The sequence below is a fragment of the Streptomyces sp. M41 genome (genome assembly GCF_043673425.1).
Classification (GTDB): domain Bacteria; phylum Actinomycetota; class Actinomycetes; order Streptomycetales; family Streptomycetaceae; genus Streptomyces.
On sequence record NZ_JBIMKE010000009.1, the window covers coordinates 23623 to 48518 of the forward strand.

Sequence of the window (24896 nt, forward strand, 5' to 3'; positions counted from 1 at the left end):
ATGTGCCCACTCTGCACCAGCTCCCGCCGGGGGACGCCGCCACCGCTCGAGGAGTCGTACCGACGGACCATCCGTCGTGCAGACGGGTACGGCCCGCGGCGTGCCGGAGTTCAGTCGCGCCGACAGCGGCAGCACGCCGTCCCCGCCCCGCGGACGGAAACCCGTCGGGACGTCTTCAGTGCCGGGTCGTGGTCGCGCGGGCGGGCGGCGGCTCGTGCGGGACGGGCAGGGCCGTGGCCGGCACCACCAGATCGGCCGTGTCACGGGTCCGGGCGACCAGCTCCGCGTTGCGCTGGTCCGAGCGCATGACCCAGGCCACCGCCTGCTCGTGCGACTTGCCGAACTCCTCGTGCCGGGCGATCAGCCGCCGCAGCCGCTCCTGCTCGTCCAGCTCACAGAACCAGACCTCGTCCAGCTGGGCCCGTACCCGCGCCCACGCGCCGGTGCCCAGCAGGAGGTAGTTCCCTTCGGTCACCACCAGCCGGGCGGCCCGCTCCACGGCGACGGCGCCCGCGATCGGCTGCTCCAGTACCCGCTCGAAGCCGGGCGCGTACACGGTGCCGTCGCCGGCCTCCTCGCGCAGCCGCCCGAGCAGTGCCGCGTATCCGGCAGCGTCGAAGGTGTCCGGCGCGCCCTTACGGTCCCGCCGCCCGAGCCGGTCCAGTTCGACGTCGGCGAGATGGAAGCCGTCCATCGGCACATGCGCGACCCAGGGGTCCCCGGCGCCGTTCAGCTCCCGCACCAGGTGCTCGGCGAGCGTCGTCTTGCCCGCGCCGGGGCTGCCGGTGATGCCGAGGACGGCGCGGCGGCCGTCCCCGGGCAGGGAGCGGGCGCGGGCGAGGAGGTCGTCGAACGTCAGCGCAGCCACACAGCAGAGTGTGTCACTCCGCCCTGTCGGATCGCCCGGCCGGCCCGCCTCATACACCTGGCCGAACCCCGCACGGCATGCGTGACCCTTGCCGGTTAGTTTGTCAGTGTTTTGGTGTTTTGGTGATTTTCTGACTCCCCGCCGTCAACTCGCCCAGCGGTGGGGCCGAGACGCCCTACGACACGTAGGGGTGAGGGGTGGACGATGACCCACGGCACGCAGCCTCTGCTCATCAGCATGGAGCGGCGCTACGCCGCGACCATGTCCGGTGGGCTCTGGCGACCGCGCGACGACGCCCTGCTCGCGGCGGTGGCCGGCGTCTTCGTCCTCGCCCAACTCGTCCTCGTAAGGCCCACGCTGGGCCTCGGCTGGGACGAGGTGGTGTACGTCAGCCAGGTAGGCACCGAGGCCCCCGCGGCGTTCTTCAGCGCCCCACGCGCGCGTGGCGTCTCGCTGCTGGCCTGGCCCGTCGCCTCCTGGTCGGCGTCCACGACACTGCTGCGCGTCTATCTCGCCGTCCTGTCCGGACTCGGCCTGTACCTGGCCCTGCGCGCCTGGCGCGGGCTCTTCCCGGCCCGCGTCCTGGCCGGCGCGGGAGCGCTGTTCATCACGCTGTGGGTGACCCTGTTCTACGGCCCGCAGGCCATGCCCAATCTCTGGGTGGCCTTCGGCGCCCTGCTCTGCGTCGGCTGCTTCCTGCGGGCCCGCAGGAACCGCTTCGACCGTGGTGCCCTGTGGGGCGTCCTGGCCGGCGCCGCGCTGATGGCGTGGATGCGGCCCACCGACGCCGTCTGGGTCACGCTGCCGCTGCTCGTCACCGTGGTGGTGGTACGGCACTGGCGCCTCGGGGCCGCCCTCGTGGTGGGCCTGGTGGCCGGCGGCATCGAGTGGGTGATCGAGGCGTTCGTCAGCTACGGCGGACTGCGGGAGCGGCTCAACGAGGCGTCCCGCATCCAGGGCGACCTCGGCTGGAACCTCGCCGTCGACGACCAGCTGCGCAGCCTGGTCGGCAGCACCCTGTGCCGGCCCTGCAACGGGGAGATGCCCAACCCCGTCGTCTACGCCTGGTGGTTCGTCCTCCCCCTGCTCGCCGCCTACGGCCTGGCGGTCGCCTACCGCGCCGGACGCACCACCCGCACACTGATCCCGCTGGCCTGCGCCGCCACGGCCGCCTTCCCGTACCTGTTCATGATCGGCTACGCGGCACCCCGCTTCCTCCTCCCTGCCTACGCCCTGCTCGCCCTCGTGGTCGCCGACGCGCTGCTCCATCTGATCACCGCGCCGAACGGCCGCCCGCGCCCGGTGGTCGCCGCACTGATCGCGATCGGGCTGGCCGGACACCTTGCCGTGCAGTACGCCGTCCTGGACCGCACCGTGGAACGCAGTACCGGCAGCCGTGAGGACTGGGCCCGCTCCGCCGCCGAACTCCACCGGCTCGGCGTACGCCCGCCCTGTCTGCTCACCGGGCACGAGGCCATCCCCGTCGCCTACTACACGGGCTGCGACTCCGGCGCGACCGGCGGCCACAACGCCAACACCACCACCGCCGACATCCTGCGGGCCGCCCGCGGCATCCCGGTCGGCGCCCTCACCACACCCGGCGGCACCCCACCCCGGTACGCCCGGTCCTGGAAGCTGCACCGCCTCGACGGCCTGGAGGTCCGCATCGCCCCGGCGCCGGGCGCGGGCGGACGGGCATGACACCGCAGCAGGTCCTCCCCGCACCCCAGCGCAGACATTCCTACTGGCACACCGCTCTCACGCTCGCCGTCCTGGCGGCCGTGGTCTGGCTCGCCCGGCGTCACTGGCCGGTCATCGAGACCGGCGCCGTACGGCTGGCCGTCGCCGACCGGGGCTGGCTGCTGCTGGCCGCCACGGCGACGCTGGCCACATGGCCCTGTTCGGCGCTCGCGCAGCAGGGCGCGGTGCCCGGCCGGCTGCCCCCGGGGCGGCTCGTGGCGGCCCAGTTCGCCGCCTCCGCCGCCAACCACGTGCTGCCCGCAGGGCTCGGCGCGGGCGTGGTCGGCCTGCGTTTCCTGCTGCGCTGCGGCATACCCTTCGCCGGTGCGGTCACCGCGGTCGCGGTCAAGGGCGCGGCCGGGGCCGTCGTGCGCGGCGCCCTGATCGCCGTACTCATGGCCGTCTGGCCCGGCGAGCCGTTCCTGCCGACGCTCGACGCCTGGTACCTCATCGCCCTGTGCGTCGTCGCCGTCGGTGTGGTCGCCGTGCTGGCCGGGCCCCTGTCGTCGGCGTGCCGACGCGCCCTTGCGGCATTGCGCGCCCACGTCACGGCCGTCCATGCGCGACCGGCGCGGGCGGCGGCCCTGTGGGGCGGGTCGCTGGCCTTCGTCCTCCTGCACTGCGGTGTCCTCGTCGCCGTCACCCGTGCCGTGGATCTGCCCCTGCCTCCCGCCGGAGTCGCCCTGCTCTATCTCCTCGCCGGTACCGCGGCCACGCTGCTGCCCACGCCCGGCGGTCTGGGTTCCCTCGACGCCGCGCTGATCCTCGCGCTCGCCGCAGCCGGCGCCCCGCCCGTCGCCGCCACCTCCGCCGTGCTCGGCTACCGGCTGCTGACGGTGTGGCTGCCGCTGCTTCCGGGACTGGCCGTGCTCGGGGTGCTCGTCCGGCGCCGGTCGCTGTGAGCTCGGGAAACACTTGCGGGCGGGCGGGGCCGGGCGGTCACCCGCGCACGCCCAACTCTTTGTGCCACCGTACGAACTGCTTTTCCGGATCGCCGGTGTACGCCCACGGAGCCCGCGTCGCCCGGCGGCCCAGCATCCGCATGAGGGGCCCGGCGACGTCCTGGGCACCCGCCTGACACGCCGCGTGCGCCAGGTGGTTGAGGTCGCGCAACTCGCCGGGGGCCACGTCACTCCCACCACGCCCCATGCTCCAGCGGGACCAGGTCCGGCGTACGTCGCTGACGGCACCGTCGTGACTCCAGTGCTGGCCGAGGCCCAGGGAGGCATGCCGGCCGCGGGCCGCGTCCAGGGCGTAGCGGTACTCCTCGACGCGCGCGTACTGCACGAGCACCGGGAGCAGGCAGCCCGGCGGTGCCACGCCGGCCGCGTCGCGGGCGAAGTCGTACATCAGGCCGTGGGTGCCGTGCCAGCGCGAGGAGTAGTAGTGCAGCACCTGAAGGTGCCCCTCCACGCTGTACGGGTCGCGCCGGTGCAACTCGTCCCACCAGCGCCCCAGTTCCTGCCGGCGTACGCCCGACGGATACAGCCGGGCGACAGAGATCAGCGAGATCCATGGCGTCGGATCGTCCGGACAGGCGTCCGCCGCCTTCAGGCACGACTGCACCGCGGTGTCGATGCGCTGCTGGTCGATCGGCACACCCCGGCCCGCGGCGATGGCCAGATGAAACGCCCGGGCCGTCTCGGTCGCCGCCCGCAGCACCAGCGCGTCGGCGCTGCGCGGCTCGGCGGCCAGCCAGGACTCCACCGTCGAACTGCCCGAACACGCCTGTGCGAGCAGCCGGATCCGGTGACCGCGCGCCGGCCAGTCGGTCCCCGTCGTCCGCAGCAGTTCGCGCAGCCCCTGCCAGCGGCCGATGACGATGTCCTGCCGGGCGCGGGTCAGGGGCGCGTCCCCGCAGTCGGGGTCGAAGTCGGGAGTGAAGTCGCGCTTGGAGCTTCCTCGTGTCATGGCGGGCCCCCTCAGAAGTCGGTGGGAAGGCCCTCGTGGACAAGGGAGTTTGAGCCGCCGGGGCCGGCCGGGACGTAGTCCGCCTCGACGGTCCGTGCGGCGTCCAGCTTGGCCGGCCGGTAGTAGTCGCTGCCCTGCCGCCAGTACCAGAGCATCGGGATCAGCCCGGCCGCCAGCCCGCCGATACCGATCGCGATCGCCGAGCCGCTCAGCTCGCCCAGCGACTCGACGAAGATCCAGAACATGAACAGGGCCCCGAACAATGGCCACAAACCGCCGAGTACGAAATTGCCGACCGACTTCAGCAGCAGCTTGCGGTAGGCGACGACGACGGCCAGACCCGTCAGCCCGTAGTAGACGGCGATCTGCAACCCCATCGCCGAGATGGCGTCGGAGAGGATGTCGCCCACCGTGCCCAGGGAGTTGGCGGCGATGAACATCGCCAGCGCCACCACGCCGACCACCGCGACCGCCACCCACGGCGTGTTCCACCGGTGGTGCACGCGGCCCAGCGCGGGCGGCAGCGTACGGTCCCGGCCCATCGCGAACAGGGACCGCGTGACCTGGATCAGCGTGGTCTCCAAAGTGGCGATGGTCGACAGCATCACCGCCACGATCAGCAACTTGCCGCCCCAGCCCGGCCAGACCTCCTCCCCGAGCACCGCCAGCACATTGGCGTCGTGGGCCTGGATCTGCCGGGAGGAGAGGATGACGTTCACCGCGATCGTGAACACCTCGAACAGCAGGAACACGACGCCCACCCCGATGAGGCCGGCGAGTCCCGTCGTACGCCGGCTGTCGCGGGTCTCCTCACTGAGGTTGCTGGTGACATCCCAACCCCAGTAGTAGAACGCGGCGATCAGCGCCCCCGACGCGAACCCCGCCACCCCGTCGAAGTGCCCGAAGCCGAGCCAGGACCAGTCGAACGCCCGGGCACCGCCCGAGTGGATGAGGGCCAGCACGGCGAACAGGGCCAGTATCACCAGCTCCACACCGGACATCACGAGCTGCGCCCGGACGGTGAGACGGGCGCCGCCGAGCACCACGAACAGCATGACCAGGAACCAGCCGGCCCCGACCAGCGTGGACAGCGCGGTGTTCTCGGCGAGTTGCTCGTCGAACAGGGCCAGCGTCATCGAACCGGCGGGCAGGGAACCGGCCACCATGAAGATGGTCGCCGAGATCACCAGCGCCCAGCCGCTCATGAACCCCAGAAAGGGGTGCAGCGTACGCCCCACCCATGAGTAACTGGCGCCCGCGTTCACGTCGATCCGGTTGAGATAGCTGTACGCCAGCGCGATACCCAGCATGGGTATCGCGCAGTACAGCAGCGCCGCCGGACTGGCGAGACCCACCGCGCCGACGAGGACCGCGGTGGTCGCGGCGATCGAGTACGCCGGCGCGCTGCCCGCCACCGCCATCACGACCGTGTCGAAAGTACCGAGGGCATTGGCCTGGAGCCCTCTGCCCCTGTTGCTGCTCATGGATGCGCTGCTTTCCGTCGTGCACGACGGCGGGCGGACCGGCCCCGACGCCGTATGGGGGGTGGGGTGGAACAACGCCACGAACCGGAGAGGGATGACCTCGGGGCAGGGCGGCACGAAAGGGTGGCGGACACGGTACGGCGGTGCGTCGCCGACCGGTCACGCCGTGTGTGCGAGTGATGATAGCCCTCCTCATCGAGGCTTCAAGAGCGCTGAGATCTTCCGGGGTTGGGGCCGCCGCAACGGGAAACGCGGTGGGGGACACGCACAGCGCCGCAGCAGCCGACGCGCTCGAGTGAGGGAGGCCGTATGAGCACCGAACACACGCCCGCCGAGCCGATGGCGGACGACGCGTACCAGCCCACCGGGGGCAATGAGGAGCAGCAGGACGCAGCGCCGCTCGACCTCCAGGACGCCCTCGACGAGCGGACGTACGACGACACCCTCGACGAGGGGTACTCCCCGCCGGAGAAGCCGCTCGGGGTCACCAGGCACGGCACCACGGCCGCCGAGCAGCACGACGGCGAGACCCTCGACGACCGTCTCGCCCAGGAGGTCCCGGACGTCTCCGAGCCGGTCGGCGACGGCGTGGGCGATCTGCCGGGCGGCGCGGGTGAACCGGTCGATCCCGAGGCGGGCACCGAGCGCGCGGGCCGCCTCGTCGCGCCCGACGAGGGAGCGCACGGCGACATCACCAAGGAGGCCGTCGCCTTCGACCAGGGCATCGACGGTGGCGCGGCCGGCGCGGAGGAGGCCGCGATGCATGTCGTGGAGGACACCCAGCTGCCCGAGGGCGACGAGGAGCCCTGACCGGGAGGCTCCGTGCGGGCGGTGCACCGTCCCTGGCGCGAAGTGGCGCGAAGTGGCGAGGGAAGGACGGGAGTTGTGCCTGCGGCGATGCCGCGGCTTCCGCCCGTCCCCGACTCGGTCATGGCGGCCTGCGGCGCCCGCCAGGACGGGGCGATAATTTCCGTATGGGACGAAATGCTCGTGCGGGGCATCCACTCGCCGACATGAGCGCACCGGCCCGCCTGGCCGCCCCCGACGAGGGCATCGGCCCCGACGAGCTGGCGCTGGCGGCCCGCAACCACGGCCTGCCGCTCGAAGCGCTGCGTCACGACCGCACCCCGGTGGGCCTGCACTACGTCCTCACCCACTACGACATCCCGTATGTCCCCGACGGCACCCCCTGGCAGCTGACCCTCGGCGGCCGAGTCCGGCGCCCGCTGCGCCTGGACCTCGCCGACCTGCGTGCGTTCCCGCAGGTCACCACCCGGGTCACGCTGGAGTGCGCGGGCAACGGCCGGGCCCTGCTGACACCCCGGCCGGTGAGCCAGCCCTGGCTCGTCGAAGCGGTCGGCACCGCCGACTGGACGGGCGTACCGCTGCGTCTGCTGCTGGCTGAGGCCGGAGCCGAGCCGGACGCCGTCGACGTGGTCTTCACCGGGGCCGACCACGGGATCGAGCGCGGCGTCGAGCAGGACTACCGGCGCGCGCTGCCCATGGACGTCGCCGCGGGCGACGACCCCGAGGTACTGGTCGCGTACGCCATGAACGGCGCCCCGCTGCCACCGCAGCACGGCCGGCCGCTGCGGCTGGTCGTGCCCGGCTGGTACGGCATGGCACAGGTGAAGTGGCTGCGCGAGGTCACCGTCAGCGACGAGCCGTTCACGGGTTTCCAGCAGACGGTGGCCTACCGGCTGCGTCAGCGGCCCGACGACGTGGGAGAACCCGTCACCCGTATCGCGCCCCGCGCCCTGCTGGTCCCACCCGGCTTCCCGGACTTCATGTCCCGGGCCCGCGTCGTCCGGCCCGGGACGGTACCGCTGGAGGGGCGCGCCTGGTCGGGGTGGGCGCCCGTGACCCGGATCGAGGTCAGCGAGGACGCGGGGCGCAGCTGGGAGGAGGCCGAGCTGGAGCCGGACACCGGGCATCGGTGGGCGTGGCGCCGCTGGCGGCACAGCTGGACGGCGACCCCGGGCGAGCACGTGCTCAGCGCGCGGGCGTCGGATGCCGAGGGCCATACGCAGCCACTGGAGCAGCCCTGGAACCGTGGAGGCTTCGCCAACAACCTCGTCCAGCGGGTGCCCGTGCTGTGCCTGGATCAGGACGGGAGCGGGACCGTGACCGGGACCTGGGGCGGGGAGGGGCGCGAGGGCGGGGGATCGGCATCGGCGGGCGGCGCGGCCCCGCAGCAGTTGCACAGGGGTCAGGCGGGCGCATAGGGACTGAGCGGGCGCACAGGGGCTGAGTCGTCACAGGGGCCGGGCGGGCGCTGGAAACCCGGCAGGCACACAGGAGCCGCCCTCGGATGCCGGCGCCCGCACCCGAGGGCGACCCTGAAGGTCGGCCGGTTACATCTACGTCTAGGGCAGCAGCTTGTCCAGGGCGGACGGCCCCTCGGCCTCCAGCTTGCGCTTGGCCCATTCCAGGTTGCGTGGGGTGAGGTCCTTGCCTGAGGCAAGCACGATGTCCTCGGGGGACACCTCGGTGCCGGTGCGGGCGTGGAGCAGGTCGTCCGGGGTGGCGCGGTCCTCGGACGGCCCGGACGCTTCGGGCTGGGACGTCGGCATCATCTCTGCTCCTCGGATCCGGATCACTTCTTCGGGCCCGGTGCGGTCATCGGGTCTGTTAACACCATTCAACGCCGGAGCGGACCCTGCATCCGGAGGCACCGGGAGTCCGCCGGCATCGGTCCCTTCTCCGGACGCCCGGCCGCGCCCCGCCCCGCCGCGTCAGCTGTCGAAGGGCGTGAGCGTCAGCCGGATCCCGGTAGGTGCCGTGTCCTGGATGTACGAGGCGAAATCGGCCACGTCGTCGAAGGCGAAGCCGTACGCCCTGCCGTCCTCGGCGACCGTGTGCATGGCCTTGGCGTAGTGATTGGTGAGGTCGGTGCCGTAGAAGGTGCCGGCGTCGGTCGTCGGCTGGGCAGGGTGGCTGAGCAGCGTGGAGCGGTTGAGGCCGGCGCCGAGCACGGCGGCGACGGGGCCGGTCGTGCCGTCGTTGGGGGCCGCGAGGTTGCCGTCGCAGAACAGCACGTCCCGGGTCGAGGGCTTGCCGAAGGACACCTGGGCGGGCCCGTCGAAGGTGAACCGCTCGCCGCGCACACGGCCCGTGAACCTTCCGGCATTGGTGGTGACGGTGAGATCCCGCCCGGCGTACGCGCTCCAGACCTCGTCGATGTACGGCGCGAGGTAGTCCTCGGCGAACAGTCCCGCGTCCAGGCCGTGCCCCGGGGCGATGACGCGCGTGTCGTCCACGACGAGCCGGGCGAAGTCCTCGACCCGGCGGACCGCGTCGAAGGCCGCCGCACGTCCGCCGGGGCGCAGCCGGCCGGTCGTCTGGTCCTTGGCGCCGGTCAGCCGGATGCTCAGCGGCACGCTGAACATGTCGACCATGGTGGTGTTGCAGAACATGCCCGACGCGTTGTAGGTGAACTCGGCGCAATCGTGCAGCACCGGATGGTTGGGGTCGGACTTCACCCACCCCGCCGGGTACTGGAGCGCCGCGTCGCCGTTGCCGTCCGCGACGGCCTTGAACTTGAGCTTCTGGCCTAGCGAGACGTAGATCCGGCCGGACATGTGGGGGAGGGACAGCCGGGTCTCGCCGCTGCCGGCCAGGCCGATGGCGTAGTCGGTGAACCCGTCGGGGCCGTTGTCCGACAGCGCGATCGGCGCCAGGGTGCCGTCGGGCGTCAGACGCACCTGCCTGCCGTCCTGGTTGCCGACGACGTAGACGTGGACGCTCGCGTTGTCGAAGGAGCCGCTTTCGTTGACGAGCGTCAGCGGCAACGAGCCCGCCGCGGCCTGCGCTGCCGTTGCGGAGCCGCCCGCGGGCGAGTCCGCGAGGGCGTACGGGGCGATCGCGGCGACGGCGGGGGCGGCCACGGCCGCACCGCCGAGGGCGAACAGGATCCGGCGTCGACCGAGTGGGCGCTGGTGACGGGAAGTCATGTGGGGGGTCTCCCGGGGGGTCTGGTGCTGATGCGGGTGCCTGAACAGCGGTGACACCTACGGCACTTTGTGTGAGAGCGCTCTCACACCGCGCCTCGGCGCCACCGATGAGGCCCGATCGTACGCACGTCACCCGCCTCGGCCAACAGGTCCGGACCGAGCTCAAATGCCTCTGAACTGCGGAGACTTGAACCATCATGGAATGAACACGACTGCTTAAGCCTTGTCTAAGGCCGCCTTAAGCCGGGCGCGTGTCCGAGAGCGCTCCCGGCCGCCTCACGAACACCCCTCGGGAGGGTGGAAGGAAAAGGTGTGGACGGCACCCGAAAAGATCACCTACTGTGTGGACTCACGCCCAGAGACGGACGGAAGGAGGCGAGTGCCGTGCAGTTCACACCCATCCAGCGCTCCCTTTTCCGTACCCCGGCGTGATGCAGTCGATCTGACCGGGAGCGCTGCAAGCAGCCCATTATCCCGGAGGAACCCGTGACCGATCTGGTCATTCGCGCGCTCACCGCGAGCGACGCCCATCTTTTCGACGCACACCCCGACCCGCTGAACGCCCGTGCGGGCCACCAGCGGACCCGGTTCCGCCCCGAGTGGAAGCGAGTCGCCCTGCGCAATGGCGTGGTCGTCGCCCGTGGAGCCTGGTGGGGCGGCCCCGACGACGCGGAACCCCTCAACATCAACTGGTTCGACGTGGCCGCGGGCGAGGAGGAGGCCGGCGCCGAACTCCTGCGCACCGCCCCCTGGCAGGTCGAACTCGAGATCAACCTGCCCGGCGGCCGGCGGGACGATCCCGCGCTGAAGGCCGCCGCACAAGCCCGCTTCGATGCCGCACACGCGGCGGGCTACGAACTCCTGGTGGAACGCTTCCTGTACCGCTGGACGCCGGAGCACGGCCTGCCCGAGCGCCCCGGCCGCCTGCGTTTCCGGGCCGAACCCGACGACGCGGTCTTCTTCGACGCCCTGCGCCGCATCCACTCCGCCACCCTCGACGCCCACGCGCTGCGCGCGATCAAGGAGGGCGGCCTCGACCAAGCCGCCCAGGAGGAGCTCGACTTCTTCCACTGGTGCCCCTCCCCACGGGAGTGGTGGCAGCTCGCGCACACCCCGGAAGGTGAGCTCGCGGGCATCCACATACCGGCCCACAACCCCTCCGGCCCGACCATCGGCTTCATCGGCGTCGTACCGGAACAGCGCGGCCACGGCTACGCCTACGACCTCCTCGCCGAGTGCACGCACTTCCTCGTCGAGCAGGGCGCGGAGTTCGTCAGCGCGGCGACCGACCAGGGCAACTTCCCGATGGCCGCGAACTTCACCAAGGCGGGCTTCCCCGTCGTCAGTGAACGCATCAACTTCGAACCGGCCGCCCGGGCGTAGCGAGCGGTAGCGCCCGGAAACAGTTCCGGTACGGCATGGCGGTCCGGTCCCAGCCGCGGGCCGGACCGCTGAGCGTACCCACGCATGTCCCCGTGCGCTCAGGCACCGCTCGGCCGGGCACCGTCCAACAGGCCCTCCGCCGAGGCCAGGATCTCCGTCACCCGCAACGCGAACCGGGCGTCGCACGCGTGAGCGCGCCCGGTCCGGGAGGACTCCAGCAGAGCGTCCCCAGCCCGCGTCAGGGCCAAGACCGCGCTGCCGGTGCTCTTCGGAAGGAGCGTCACCCCGGCCGCGCCTCGCAGCTCCACCGTGGCCCCCGCCGCCGCGGACGGCGCCGTCAGGCTCAGGGCCAGTGTGCTGGACGCGCCACTGACGTGCTCCAGGACCAGATGGACGGTGTCGCCGGGCCCGTGTGCCGCGGCGCTCACGCGCAGGGCGTCCCCCAGCACCGGCAGCAGTACGGACAGGGCGTGGGGGCCCACGTCCCACAGCGCGCCCTTCTCCTGCCGCCACGGCGAGGCGGCGAACGGGCTGCCGTCAGGGCCGAACACCGCGCCGAGCCACTCCGCCCGACCCGTGAACCACCCTTCCGCAGCCGCCTGTTCGGCGATCCACGCGTCGGTCTCCGGCTGAAAACGTGCGGTGAAGAAGACGACCGAGGCCACGCCCGTCTCCTCGACGGCCTCGACGACCGCCCGCCCCTCGGCCACCGTCGTCGCGAGCGGCTTGTCCAGCAGCAGATGACGGCCCGCCCGGGCGGCCCGTACGGCCAGGTCGGCCTGGACGGCGGGCGGCAGCGCGACGGCGACGGCGTCCACGTCGTCGAGCAGCGCGTCCACCTCGTCGTAGGCCCGCACGCCGTGACTGTCGGCCAACTCCTTCGCGGCGGCCCTACGACGGCCCCACACTCCGGTGAAGTCCAGTGCGCCGTGTCCGCCGAGGGCGGGCGCGTAGGCCATCCGAGCCCACGGGCCGGTGCCGAGAAGTCCGATGCGCATGCCGCCGCCTCTCCCTGTGCCGGGGGTGTCCGTGGCCGGTGCAATGGCCGATGCCGTGGTTGATGCCGTATTTGATGCCGTGGTCGGGGTGAGCGTGCCATATCGACCCGGAGGCCGTGCAACCGGCTCGGCGGCCGAAGTGACCGCGGACACGCGTCCGGGCGCGGCGCCCGCGCAGCCCGAGGCCCAGGGCGCGCCTTTCATAAGCGCTCCGAAATCGCCAAATCCGGACCGGAATTCGTCTGGACCACGCCATGGTCTTGAACGGGCCTGTCCCATTCTGCTTGGGTTGCGGACAAATGGCCGCCGTCCGGTGGCCTGCAAGGGGATTGGTTCTGTGCTGGGCCGGCCATGGGGGCATCGACACGCCGTGCGACAGCGGCTCCCGCGCCTCGGGCGCGACGGATGCGACGCACGCGACGGGCGACCGCACCGGTGCCCACCCTCCGCCCGGACCGCGTACCGCCATTAGCGGGCGGCAGCCGGGCGTCACGGCCTCACATCACTCACACCCTTCATGCAGACCAGAGGAAGGTGCATGAGGTATTTCCGGCTGCTCGTCCTGGGCAACGGCATCTCGGCCTACGGCAGCTATCTGAACATGGTGGCGCTGAACGTCTTCGTCTACGACGCGACAGGCAGCGCGCTGGCCGCCGGCCTCTTCATGGCCGTACGCCTGGCGACCAGCGTCGTGTCGGGCTGGGTGAGCGGCCGGCTCGTCTCGGCCTACGACCGCAAACGGCTGATGGTCGGCGCCGATCTGTGCCAGGCGACGGCGCTGCTGACGCTGCTGCTCGCCCCCGACGGCGCGCGTCCCGGGCTGCTGTACGCCCTGGCCGTCGTCACCGGCGGCTGCTCGACCCTCTCCCAGGTGTCCCTGCGCAGCAGCATCCCGGAGATCGTCGGCGCCGAGCACCGGGTGCGGGCCAACGGGCTGCTGGTGACGGGGCGTTCACTCGCCATGATCGCCGGGTTCGCCTCGGCGGGCGTGGTGGTCGCGGAGCTCGGTTACTCGGCGGCGTTCGCGCTGGACGCCGCGACCTTCCTGGTCTCAGCGACCGTGCTGTTCCTGCTGCCCGTGCGCACCAGGGCGGCCAAGAACCCCGCCGCGGGCGCGGCCGAGGGCTCCGGCGCCGCCCGGTGGACGGCCAGGATGCTGCTCGGCACGGCCCCGCTGCTGATGGCGATGATCGCCGTCCGGGCGGTCGACGGGCTCGGCTCCTCTTCGCACAACGTCGCCCTGCCCCTCTACTCCGCCGGCCTGGACCCCGAGCATCCGGCCACCTTCATCAGCCAGTTCTGGGCCACCTGGGCCATCGGCAACATCGTCGCCCAGCAGGTGATCGGCCGGGTCACCAAGAAGAGCGGGCGGACGCCGGGGGAGCGGGCCTTCGCGCTCGGGGCCTGTGTGATGTCGGCCGGATTCATCGTGGTCTTCAGCGGGCTGCCGACCGTGCCTGCCGTCATCGCCGCACTGGTCGCCGGAGCCGCCGACGGATTCACCGAGATCGTCTATGTGTCCAGACTCCAGAGCGCCCCCGACGAGCAGCGCGGCAGGCTCTTCGGGCTGTCCGCCTCGGCCGAGAACACCGGCTTCGGGCTCGGCATGCTCGTCAGCGGCGCGCTGCTGGAGACCTTCTCCCCGCTTCAGGTGGTGGCCGCCTTCCACGGACTGGCGATCGTCCTGTGCGCCGGCCTGCTCCTGTGGCTCGTCGCCCGCGGCACCGGACCCACCCGCACCGAGGAGGCGGCGGCCGACCGCGACCGGCCGGCCGTGCCGGAGGGAAGCAACTGATGAGCACGAGCGAACCCGACCCGCGGATGGCCGTCATCGGCATGGCCTTCCGGCTGCCCGGCGCCGGCACGCCCGAGGAGTTATGGCAGGTCGTCCGCGACGGCACGGACTGCATCACACGGTTCACCGACGAGGAACTCGCCGCCGCCGGTGTCCCTGCCGAGGAGTACCGGGCCCCGGACTTCGTCGGCGCCTCCGGAGTACTCGACGACATCGCCGGGTTCGACGCCCAGCACTTCGCGATGACCCCCCGCGAGGCACGGCTCACCGACCCCCAGCAGCGCATGCTCCTGGAATGCGCCCAGCACGCCCTGGAGCACGCCGGCTACCCCGACGAACGGCACGGCGCGCGCGTCGGTGTCTTCGCCAGCACCGGCTACCACCTCTACACCCTCCAGAACTACCTCCTGAACAACGTCCTGCCCAGCCAGGCCGCCACCGACTGGACGGTGGGGATGCAGATCACCGTCGGCAACTACGCCGACTTCACGGCCACCCGGCTCGCCTACCGGCTCGGTCTGACCGGACCCGCCGTCACCGTGCAGACCGGCTGTTCCAGTTCCCTGGTCGGCGTGCAGTCGGCCGCGCAGTCACTGCTCATGGGCGACTGCGACATCGCCCTCGTCGGCGCCACCGCCGTCCATGTGCCGCAAGTCCTCGGCTATCGCTACGTCAAGGGCTCGATCCTGTCCAGGTCCGGCCGGCTGCGGGCCTTCGACGCCGGTGCCGACGGCACCGTGGGCGGCACCGGCGTCCTGGCCGTCGTACTGAAGCGGCTGGCCCGGGCCGTCGCCGACGGCGACACCGTCCACGGGGTCGTGCGCGGCTGGGGCATCGCCAACGACGGGGCGGGCAAGAAGGCGTTCGCCGCGCCGAGCGCCGACGGGCAGCGCGCGGCCGTCCGTCAGGCCCTGCGCCGCGCGGGAGTCGACGCGGACAGCATCGGCTATCTGGAGACCCACGGCACCGGCACCCTCAAGGGCGACCCGATCGAGTTCGACGGCGCGGCCGGCGCCTACCGAGAGGACACCGACCGCACCGGGTACTGCGCCCTCGGCTCGGCAAAGGCCAACATCGGCCACCTCGACGCCGCCTCCGGACTCGCCGGACTCGTCAAGACCCTGCTGGTCCTGCGGCACGGGGTCATCCCGCCCATGGCGAACTTCAGCGAACCCAACCCCGCCCTCGACCTCGAGAACAGCCCCTTCTACATCCCCCGTACCGCCCGGCCCTGGCCCGCGAGCGACCTGCCGCGCCGCGCCGGGCTCACCTCGCTGGGCGTCGGCGGCACCAACGTCCATCTGATCCTGGAGCAGGCCCCCGAGCCGGCGCCCCGGACCGCCGCCGACCCCCCGCCGGACGTGCTGCTGGTCTCCGCGAGCAGCCGGGACGCGCTCACCGACAACGCCCGCGCGTTCCGCGACCACCTGCGCGAGAGCCCCACTCCGCACCTGGCCGACCTCGTCACCACGGCAGCCCTCGGCCGCGTACACGGCCGTCATCGCCTCGCCGTCCGCGGTGGCACCCCGGCGGCTCTCGCCGACGCCCTCGACTCCTGGCTCGCGGGGGCGCCGGCAGCGGCCGTGACCACCGGGACCGCGCCCGGGGAGGGCCACGCGCGCGTGGCGTTCCAGTTCACCGGGCAGGGCAGCCACTACCCGGGCATGGCCGACGACCTCTACGCGCGTTTCCCTGCCGTACGCGAGGTGCTCGACACCTGCGAGCAGCACTACAAGGAGCTCACCGGCGACTCACTGCTCACCGCGCTGCGCACGTCCGACCCGCCGGCCGGGGTGCCCCGGGAGGAGGGCCCGCTCGGGGACACGGACACCGCCCAGCCCGCGCTGTTCGCCCTCCAGTGCGCCCTCGTCCGGCTGTGGCGCGACCTCGGTGTGGAGCCGTACGCCGTGTCCGGGCACAGCGTCGGAGAGTACGCCGCGCTGTACGCCGCCGGAGCGCTGTCGCTGGAGGACGGCCTACGCCTCACCGCAGCACGCGGCACCCTGATGCAGCAGCGCTGCGCGCCGGGCGCGATGGTCGCGGCACCGCTCGACCGGGAGGCCGCCCTCGCCCTGGCCGCCGAGGTGCCCGGCCTGGAGACGGCCGTGACCAACGGGGAGCGCGCCCAGGTGCTCGCCGGCCCCGTCCCGGCAGTGGAGCGGGCCGGTGTCCTGCTCGACCGGCGCGGCACGCCGGGGCGGCGGCTGCCGGTGACACGCGCCTTCCACACCGCCCTGATGGAACCGATGCTGGAGGAGTTCCGCAAGATCCTCGACGACGTGGACTTCCGGCCCGTGCGCATCCCGGTCGTGAGCGCGCTGGACGGCGCGACCCACCCGCCCGGCTGGATCCCGGACACCGGCCATCTGGTGCGGCACACGCGGGAGGCCGTCCGCTACGACGAGGCGCTGCGCGGCATCGGCGAACAGCGGCCCGACGTACTGCTGGAGATCGGACCGCACACCACCCTCAGCGCGCTGGCCCGCCGGTCGTTGCCCGCCGTACGAGCACTGCCGTCGCTGCGGCGCGGCACGGGTCTCGGGGCCCTGTGGGGTGCGGCGGCGGGGCTGCACTGCGCCGGGGCGGACGTCGGCTGGCGGGTGCTGCTGGCCGGGAGCGGGGGCAGGCGCATCCCGCTGCCCGGCTACCGGTTCCAGCACAAGGACCACTGGATCGGGCCGCAGTCGGCGGCTTTGAGCACGGGAACATCAGCGAGAAAGGGAACCGAAGTGGTGCAGCAAGAGGCAGCGGTCGCACGGGTACTCCACAGCATCGTCGAGGCCACAGCCCGGCATCTCGGGGAGCATCCGTCCGCCATCGCCGGCGACGCCTCCTTCTTCGACCTCGGCGCCGACTCGCTCCAGATGATCAGCGTGCTGCGGGAGCTGGAGCAGGAGCACCGGGTCAAGGTGACGATGCGGGAGCTGTTCGAGGAGACGGGCACCCCGCTGCGGCTCGCGGAGTTCATCGCGGCCCGCCTGCCGGACACCGGGCCGCCGTCCGCAGGCCCCGCGATGTCCCCTGCGCCCGGCCCGGCACAACCCCCGGCGGCTCCGGAACCGTTGCCGCACGCCCCTGCGCCTGCCCCTGCCCCTGCCCCTGCTCCTGCGCCCGCGGCAGCGCCCGCCCCCACTCCGGCGTCCATACCCGCCCCCGCGTCGCCCGGCCCCGCCGTGCCCCCGCCGGCTCCCGAGTACGCGACCCGCGAGGAGCTGGAGGACCTGGCCCGCAAGATCCAGCAGATGTCCCGGATACAGCTCCAGATGATGTCCCAGTTGTCCCAGCTCCTCGCGCTCCAGACCGCCTCGGTGACGGAGCGGCTGAACGGCACGGTGGCCAAGTGACCGCGCTGAACGGCATATCGGACGCGCTGGACCGGGACCTCGCGGCGATGACGGAGCTCTCGCAGCGCATCGCCGAGCAGATGGGCGCGGCAGCCGCGCCGGACCAGGAGCCGCCGCGCGTCCACGGCCCCCGGGTGTCGGTCGAACGGACCTCCGGCATGGTGCGGGACGTCTCCCCGCAGTCCCAGCAGGCGCACCTGGACGACCTCGTACGCCGCTACACCGCCAGGACCCCGACGTCCAAGCGGATCGCGCAGCGCTACCGCCGGGTCCTCGCCGACAGCCGTGCCGTGGTCGGCTTCCGCAGCGGGACGAAGGAGATGCTCTACCCGATCGCGGGCCGCCGGGCGAGCGGGGCGCGCCTGGAGGACATCGACGGCAACGAGTACATCGACATCACGATGGGCTTCGGCGTGCTCCTCTTCGGCCATGAGCCGGACTTCGTCACCGAGGCCGTGCGCGAACACCTCTCCCGTGGCATCCAGCTCGGCCCGCGCAACGTGGAGACCGGCGAGGCGGCGGAACTGCTCGCCGACCTCACCGGATTGGAGCGGGTCGCGTTCGCGAACTCCGGTACGGAGGCCAACTCCGCCGCCATCCGCCTCGCCCGCGCCGCCACCGGCCGCGACAGGATCGTCACCTTCGGCGGCGCCTACCACGGCCACGCCGACAACGTCCTCGGCCGCACCTCCGGCAGCGGCACCGACCAGCTCACCGTGCCCGTCTCCCGAGGCATCCCACAGGCCGCCGTCGCCGATCTGCTGGTCCTCGACTACGGCAGCGACAGCGCCCTGGACACGATCGCCCACCACGCCGACGACATCGCCGCGGTCGTCGTGGAACCGGTGCAGAGCAGACACCCCACGCTGCAACCGGTCGAGTTCATACGCCGGTTGCGGGAACTGACCCGCCGCCATGGCATCGTGCTGCTCTTCGACGAGATGCTGACCGGCTTCCGCCCCGCCCCGCGCGGCGCGCAGGAGCTGTACGGCGTCACACCGGACCTCGCCACCTACGGCAAGCTCCTCGGCGGCGGCTTCCCCATCGGCGCCATCGCCGGCCGGGCCGACATCATGGACGGCGTCGACGGCGGCCACTGGTCCTACGGCGACGACAGCTACCCGCCCGCCGACACCACCTTCTTCGGCGGTACGTACATCCAGCACCCGGTGTCCATGGTCGCCGCGCGTGCCGTACTGAGCCACCTCAAGGAGCACAGCCCGCGCCTCCAGGAGCGGCTCAACGCGCGCACCGCGGAACTGGCCGCGACGCTCAACGGGTTCTTCGAGGCGGAGGAGTACCCGCTGCGGATGAGTCACTTCGGCTCCCAGTTCCGCTTCGAGCACCGCGCCGACATGGAGCTCTTCTACCACCACCTGATGCTGCGCGGCGTCCATGTCTGGGAGTGGCGGAACTTCTTCCTGTCGACCGCCCACTCCGACGGCGACATCGAGTTCGTGGCGGACGCCGTACGGGACTCGCTGCGCGAGCTGCGGTCGGCCGGGTTCTTCCCGGGCGGCCCGGTCGTGGCACCGCGGCCCGCGCCGGCCGTGACACCGCGACCTGCGCCAGCCGTGACACCGCGACCTGCCCCGGCCGTGGCGTCGCCGCCCGCACCGCCGAAGCCCGCGTCCGTCGCACGGCCGGAGCCCGCCGAAACCAACCCCGCGCCGACCCCCGCCCCCGTGGCCGCCATGGCCTGGAACGCCGCGGCGGTCACCGGATCCCGCACGGCCCCTGCACCGGCCCCCGCCCCCGCGCCGGCGGCGCCACCCGCCCCACGGGCCCCCGACTTCAGCGTCTACTTCTTCGGCGACTACCCCCAGGACCCCTCAGCGTCCCGGCCGGGCCAGTACGAACTGCTCATGGACGTCGCCAGGTTCGCCGACCGGCAGGGCTTTCACGCCCTGTGGATGCCCGAACGCCACTTCCACTCCTTCGGCGGCCTCTTCCCCAACCCGGCGGTGCTCGCCGCCGCGCTGTCCCGGGAGACCGAGCGCATCCGCCTCAACGCCGGCTCCGTCGTCCTGCCCTTGCACGATCCGATCCGGGTCGCCGAGGAGTGGTCGATGGTCGACAACCTCTCCGGCGGGCGCGTCGGCATCGGCATCGCCAGTGGCTGGAGCTCCAAGGACTTCGTCTTCTTCCCCGAGCGGTTCGGCCGGCACAAGGAGCTGATGTACGAACAGCTGCAGGAGGTACGGAAGTTCTGGCGCGGGGACGCCGTGCGCCGCACCGGTGGCGACGGCGAGGCCGAGGTGCGGCTCTTCCCCCGACCGGTGCAAGACGCCCCGCCCCTGTACACGGCGGTGGTCGGCAACCCCGCCTCCTACGAGACGGCCGCCCGCCACGACCTGGGCATCGTCACCAACCTGATGACCCAGACCGTCGAACAGCTCCAGGAGAACATCGCCCGCTACCGCGCCACCCGGGCCCGGCACGGCCTCGACCCGGATGCCGGACGGGTCGCCGTCCTGCTGCACACCTACCTCGCCGACGACCACGAAACCGCGCGCACCGAGGCGTACGAGCCGCTGTCCCGCTACATGCGCGCCTCGCTGTCCCTGTTCAGCGGTGTCACCAACAGCCTCGGCCACAGCGTCGACCTGGCCGACCTGAGCGAGGACGACCTGGAGACCGTGTTCCGGCGCGCGTACGGGCGCTACTGCGACCAGCGCGCCCTGATCGGGACGGTGGACAGCGTCCGCCCGGTGGTGGACGCGGTGACCGCGGCGGGCGCCGACGAGATCGTCGCGCTGGTGGACTTCGGTGTCGCGCCGGGCGAGCTGCGCTCGGGCCTGCCACGTCTCGACGCGCTGCGCCGACTGTACCGTCGGCCGTCGGCCACCGAACGCGCCCCCGCTGACGCGCCCTTGTCACCCGGTCAGGAACGGATCTGGTTCCTGGAGCGTCTGCTGCCGGGACGCACCGCCTACAACGAGGTCAAGGCGATCCGCCTCGACGGCCCCCTCGACACACCCGCACTGCACGCCGCGGTGCGGGGCCTCGTCGCCCGGCACGAGGGGCTGCGCACCGTCTTCCGGGAGACCGGCGGCGAACCCCGGCAGGTGGTGCAGGCGGCTGCCGAGCCGGACTTCGAGGTCGTCGACGCCACCGGCAGCCCTCGAAGCACCCTCCAGGACGTCCTGTCGGCCGAGAGCGCCCGCCGCTTCGACCTGGCCGACGGCCCCCTGTTCGTCACCCGGCTGGTCAGGCTCGCCGAGGCGGAGCACGTCCTCGTGCTGTCCCTGCACCACATCGTGGTCGACGCGGCCTCCGCCACCGTCCTCGCCCGTGACCTGTCCGCCCTCTACCGCGCCGAACGCGACGGCACCGCCCCCGGCCTCCCGGACCTCACCTGGAGCTACGCCGACCACGCACGGGAACGGGCGGCGTCCGCGCACAGCGACCAGGCCCAGGAGGACGTGGCGTACTGGCGCCGCACCCTCGGCGGCGACCTGCCCGTCCTCGCCCTGCCGGCCGACCGGCCGCGCCCGGCGACGATGACCTCCAACGGCCGCGCGGTCTTCCACACCCTGGACCCGGAACTCTCCGACCGCCTGCGCGAGTTGAGCCGCACCCGCCGCAGCACCCTCTTCATGACCCTGCTCGCCGGGTACGCGGCGATGCTGCACCGGGTCACCGGACAGACGGACATCGTCGTCGGCACCCCGATCTCGGACCGGCCCGCACAGGCCGAGCAGCTGCTCGGGTTCTTCGTGAACACCCTCGCCCTGCGCGTCGACCTCTCCGGCGACCCGGCGTTCGAGACCCTGCTGGAACGAGTGCGCACGGTCGCCCTCGACGCCTACGACCACGCGCACGTCCCCTTCGAGACGGTCGTGCGCGAGCTCGCCCCGGCGCGGGCGGCCGACCGGACGCCGGTCTTCCAGACGTTCGCCGAGTTCCAGCGGACCGAGCCGTTCCGCTTCGACCTGCCCGGCATCGAGGCCACACCGCTGGACGCCGGCCCGGACAAGTCCCTGACGGATCTCACCGTCTACTTCACCGACCAGCCGCAGGGCATCCGCTGTCATCTGGAGTACAACACCGACCTGTTCGACCCGGACACCGTCGACCGGTTCTTCGTCACCTTCCGGGACCTGCTCGCCGCGGCCGTCGACACCCCCGGGACCCCGCTCTCCCGGCTCGCCCGCGAAGCCGACGGCCCGGCCGCCCTCGCCACCGCTACCGCCGGGGGTACGGGCGTACCGCCGTCCACGCAGCACGGCCCGTCCAGCCCGCGCACGGCCACCGGCGTCCACGAACTCGTCGCACGGCACGTGGCCGCCGTGCCGGACAACACGGCCGTGATCAGCGGAACCAGCCGGCTGACCTACCGCGAACTGGACGACCGCGCCGAACGGCTGGCCGGCGCCCTACGGGAACGCGGTACCTGCGCCGGCGGCGCCGGTGCCGAACTGGTCGCCCTGTGGCTGCCCCGCTCCACCGACCTCGTCGTCGCCATGCTCGCCGCGCTCAAGGCGGGCCGCGCCTATGTGCCGCTGGACCCCTCCCTCGGCCGGGCGCGGGCCGAGCAGATCATCGCCGAGTGCGGCGCGCGGACCCTGGTGTCGGACCAGGCCGGGGCAGCCGCCCTGAAGCTGCCTGCCGGCGTGAACGTCGTACCGCCGGAAGCGGCCCCCCAGCATGCGCCGCGTCCGCGCGCCGCGTCGGAAGCCGGCGACCAGGCCCCGTGCTGCGTCCTCTACACCTCCGGCAGCACCGGCACGCCCAAGGGCGTCGTCCTCGCGCAGCGCGGTGTCGTCGACCTGTGCGCATGGCAGCACCGGCGGTTCGCGTTCACCTCGGCCGACCGCAGTGCCGTCGTGTGCAGCCAGAGCTTCGACGCCTCGGTCCTGGAGATCTGGCCGGCGCTGACCGCGGGCGCGTCCATCACCATCGCCGGCGAGGAGCTGCGCCGGGACCCCCTCGCCCTCGCCCGGTGGTACGCCGAACAGGGCGTGACCTTCTCCATCCTCCCCACCGCCCTGGGCGAACAGTTCCTGCGGCTGCCCGCCGGTGACCAGCCGCCGCTGCGCCATCTGCTGCTGGGCGGTGACGTGCTGCGCACCCGGCCGCGTCCCGAGGCGCCGTACGAGACGGTGAATGTGTACGGGCCGACCGAGGTCACGGTGCTGTGCACGGCGCAGACCGTGACCCCGCAGGACGCGGACCCGGCCCGTCCCATCGCGATCGGGCGCCCGGTCGACAACGTGACGCTGAGCGTGCTCGACGCCTCCGGCGGCCCGGTGCCCGCCGGTGAGACGGGGGAGTTGTACGTCGGCGGCCCGGGTGTGGCCCTCGGCTATCTGCACCGCCCCGACCTCACGGCCGAACGCTTCCTGCCGGACCCGGAGGGCGGGCCGGATGCCCGCAGGTACCGCACCGGCGATCTGGTGCGCCGACGTGCCGACGGAACGCTGGAGTTCTGCGGCAGGGCCGACGACCAGGTGAAGGTCCGGGGCTTCCGGGTCGAGCCGGAGGAGGTCTCCCGGGTGCTCAACGCCCTGGACGGCGTCCGCGAAGCGGCCGTACTGGCCCGCCGCAACGACCGGGGCGAGGCGTATCTCGCGGCCTACGCCGTCCCCGCCGACCCCATCGGCTCGGTGGCCGACGACCGGCAGGCCCTCGCCGACCTCCTGGCCGAGGCACTGGCGACCCGCCTCCCGGAGTACCTCGTGCCGCGCGCCTGGCGGATCCTGCCCGCCCTGCCCATGACGGGCAACGGCAAGCTGGACCGATCCGCCCTGCCGGCGCCCGACCTCGTCTCCACGGCACCGAGCCGGCCGCCGGGCGACACCGGCGACGCGTCCGCCGCCGGTCACCGCACGCACGTCGAACGACGCGTACGGGAGCTGTGGGCGGCGGAGTTCGGCATCGATGCCGCCGGCATCGCGGCCGACGCCTCCTTCTTCGACCTGGGCGGCCACTCGATCACCGCGATGCGGCTGGTGAACCGGGTCCGGGAGGAGTTCGGCGCCGAGTATCCGATGCTCAGCTTCTACGAGGAGCCGACGCTGAGCGCCATGACCGCACAACTGGCAGGCGGGGCGGGCGAGATGGCCACGGACCTGCCCTGCGAGGCCGACGACCGGGCGCCCGGCACCGTGGAGCGCCGGGCCCCCGCGACCGTGCAGCAGGCCCGCTTCGCCACCGTGCACGCCGACCACCTCCTCCCGCAGGTCTTCAACGTCGCCCTGCGCCTCACCCTCTCCGGCGACCTGGACGTGAGCGCCCTGCGCACCGCGCTGACCCGCCTGGTCGAGCGGCACGAAGGGCTGCGGACCCGACTCGCCCGCAGCGGGGACGGCTGGGAGCAGCACATCCTGCGGCCCAGCCCCGTCGAGCTGCCGGTCGAGGACCTCACCGCGCACCCGGAGGCGGACCGGCGGACCATCCTGGAACGGGTCTGCACCGAGGCCGCCGAAACACCGCTCGACCCCACCGACCGGACCCCCCTGGCGGTGCGTCTGCTGCGCACGGGCGAGAGCACCTGGGTCCTGCTCCTCGTTCTGCACCACTCCGCCTGCGACGGCTGGTCCGTCAGCCTGCTGCTGAAGGAGCTGGCCGCGCTGTACGGCTCCGCCGCGACCGGCGCACCAGCCACCCTGCCGCCCGTGGAGTGCCAGCCCGAGGCGTACGCGCGATGGCAGCTGGCACAGGCCGACGAGGCCGCCGACGAACAGAAACTGCGGTTCTGGCTGCGCGAACTCGACGGCGTGCCGTTCACCGTCGATCTGCCCCTGGACCGGCCGCGCCCGACGAGCGCGAGCGGCCGGGGCGGCGCCGTGATGTTCACCGTTCCGGCCGACGTGCGCGCGGCCGTCGAGCGACTGGCGCGCCGGCGGGGCACCACGCCCTTCGTGGTCACGGCGGCGGCCCTGGGCCGGATGCTGGCGCAGAAGTCCGGTCAGTCCGACGTGGTGTTCAACATCTCGTACGCCAACCGTGAGCGCCGCGCGTTCGAGTCCCTGCTGGCCTGCACGGTCGCCGGCTTCGCGCTCCCGGTGCGGGACGGAGCGGCCGGTTCCTTCACCGCCCTGACGGACCGGGTCGCCCGTACGACCGTGGAGTGCATGGACCGGGCCATGCCGGTACGCCGGATCGCGCCCGCCTTCCGCGAACGCAAGGGCGTCGAGGTGCCCGACCGGCTGGACGTGGGCTTCGCCTACCAGAGCTCCCTGGACGCGGAGGTCCGACTGCCCGGGCTGGTGACGGCCGTCGAGGACCTCGCCCCGGCCGCGGCCCGCACCGAGCTCACCTTCGGGCTCGTCCCGGCCGGGGACGAACTCAAGGGATTCGTGGAGTACTCGGCAGATCTGTGGGACCGCTCCACGATCGAGGGCTGGACCCGCGACTACGTCGCCCTCCTGCGTGCGGAGGCCGACCGGGCCCTCGGGGACTGACCTTCGCCCGC

At 72.7% G+C, this 24896-nt stretch carries 14 protein-coding genes; 8 read left to right on the forward strand and 6 right to left on the reverse strand.

What is annotated here, in order from left to right; genetic code table 11:
- Positions 1–175: 175 nt before the first annotated feature.
- Positions 176–868: a nucleoside/nucleotide kinase family protein gene (locus ACHBTE_RS14485; protein WP_394724199.1), complete on the reverse strand. Its 693-nt coding sequence runs from the start codon at positions 866–868 to the stop codon at positions 176–178.
- 204 nt (positions 869–1072) lie between these two features.
- Between ACHBTE_RS14485 and ACHBTE_RS14490 the strand changes: the two genes are divergently transcribed.
- Entirely contained in the window at positions 1073–2569 is a 1497-nt protein-coding gene (locus ACHBTE_RS14490) for a hypothetical protein (protein WP_394724200.1), read from the forward strand.
- A complete protein-coding gene (locus ACHBTE_RS14495; protein WP_394724201.1) occupies positions 2566–3510 on the forward strand; it encodes a lysylphosphatidylglycerol synthase domain-containing protein in 945 nt (314 codons plus the stop codon). Before ACHBTE_RS14490 ends, ACHBTE_RS14495 begins: the two co-directional genes overlap by 4 nt.
- A 37-nt stretch (positions 3511–3547) precedes the next feature.
- Here the strand turns inward: ACHBTE_RS14495 and ACHBTE_RS14500 are convergent, their stop codons facing one another.
- Positions 3548–4519 carry a hypothetical protein gene (locus ACHBTE_RS14500; RefSeq protein WP_394724202.1) on the reverse strand — a complete coding sequence of 324 codons (972 nt, stop codon included), beginning with the start codon at positions 4517–4519 and terminating at the stop codon, positions 3548–3550.
- 11 nt (positions 4520–4530) lie between these two features.
- Positions 4531–6003 (reverse strand): APC family permease, encoded by a 1473-nt coding sequence (locus ACHBTE_RS14505; RefSeq protein WP_394724203.1) that lies wholly within the window; start codon positions 6001–6003, stop codon positions 4531–4533.
- A 309-nt stretch (positions 6004–6312) separates the two neighbouring features.
- On the opposite strand from ACHBTE_RS14505, the gene ACHBTE_RS14510 reads away from it, so the two are divergent.
- Positions 6313–6813, forward strand: coding sequence for a DUF5709 domain-containing protein (locus ACHBTE_RS14510; protein ID WP_394724204.1), 501 nt, complete (start codon positions 6313–6315; stop codon positions 6811–6813).
- A gap of 203 nt (positions 6814–7016) precedes the next feature.
- Complete coding sequence (locus ACHBTE_RS14515; protein ID WP_394724205.1) at positions 7017–8228, forward strand: sulfite oxidase; 1212 nt, start codon at positions 7017–7019, stop codon at positions 8226–8228.
- A gap of 141 nt (positions 8229–8369) precedes the next feature.
- Here the strand turns inward: ACHBTE_RS14515 and ACHBTE_RS14520 are convergent, their stop codons facing one another.
- The gene (locus ACHBTE_RS14520) at positions 8370–8576 is read right to left on the reverse strand and encodes a hypothetical protein (protein ID WP_394724363.1); all 207 of its coding nucleotides are present in this window, start codon (positions 8574–8576) and stop codon (positions 8370–8372) included.
- Between the two features lie 162 nt (positions 8577–8738).
- Positions 8739–9956 carry a glycoside hydrolase family 64 protein gene (locus tag ACHBTE_RS14525; RefSeq protein WP_394724206.1) on the reverse strand — a complete coding sequence of 406 codons (1218 nt, stop codon included), beginning with the start codon at positions 9954–9956 and terminating at the stop codon, positions 8739–8741.
- Positions 9957–10442: 486 nt separating this feature from the next.
- On the opposite strand from ACHBTE_RS14525, the gene ACHBTE_RS14530 reads away from it, so the two are divergent.
- Positions 10443–11339: a GNAT family N-acetyltransferase gene (locus ACHBTE_RS14530; protein ID WP_394724207.1), complete on the forward strand. Its 897-nt coding sequence runs from the start codon at positions 10443–10445 to the stop codon at positions 11337–11339.
- Between the two features lie 98 nt (positions 11340–11437).
- On the opposite strand, the gene ACHBTE_RS14535 is transcribed toward ACHBTE_RS14530, so the two are convergent.
- Entirely contained in the window at positions 11438–12337 is a 900-nt protein-coding gene (locus tag ACHBTE_RS14535; RefSeq protein WP_394724208.1) for a Gfo/Idh/MocA family protein, read from the reverse strand.
- A 538-nt stretch (positions 12338–12875) separates the two neighbouring features.
- On the opposite strand from ACHBTE_RS14535, the gene ACHBTE_RS14540 reads away from it, so the two are divergent.
- From ACHBTE_RS14540 to ACHBTE_RS14550, 3 genes are read left to right on the forward strand one after another with little or no spacing between them, the layout of a single operon-like run.
- Positions 12876–14132, forward strand: coding sequence for an MFS transporter (locus ACHBTE_RS14540; RefSeq protein WP_394724209.1), 1257 nt, complete (start codon positions 12876–12878; stop codon positions 14130–14132).
- Positions 14132–17476: a type I polyketide synthase gene (locus ACHBTE_RS14545; protein ID WP_394724210.1), complete on the forward strand. Its 3345-nt coding sequence runs from the start codon at positions 14132–14134 to the stop codon at positions 17474–17476. Before ACHBTE_RS14540 ends, ACHBTE_RS14545 begins: the two co-directional genes overlap by 1 nt.
- The gene (locus tag ACHBTE_RS14550) at positions 17473–24885 is read left to right on the forward strand and encodes a MupA/Atu3671 family FMN-dependent luciferase-like monooxygenase (RefSeq protein ID WP_394724211.1); all 7413 of its coding nucleotides are present in this window, start codon (positions 17473–17475) and stop codon (positions 24883–24885) included. Before ACHBTE_RS14545 ends, ACHBTE_RS14550 begins: the two co-directional genes overlap by 4 nt.
- Positions 24886–24896 lie beyond the last annotated feature (11 nt).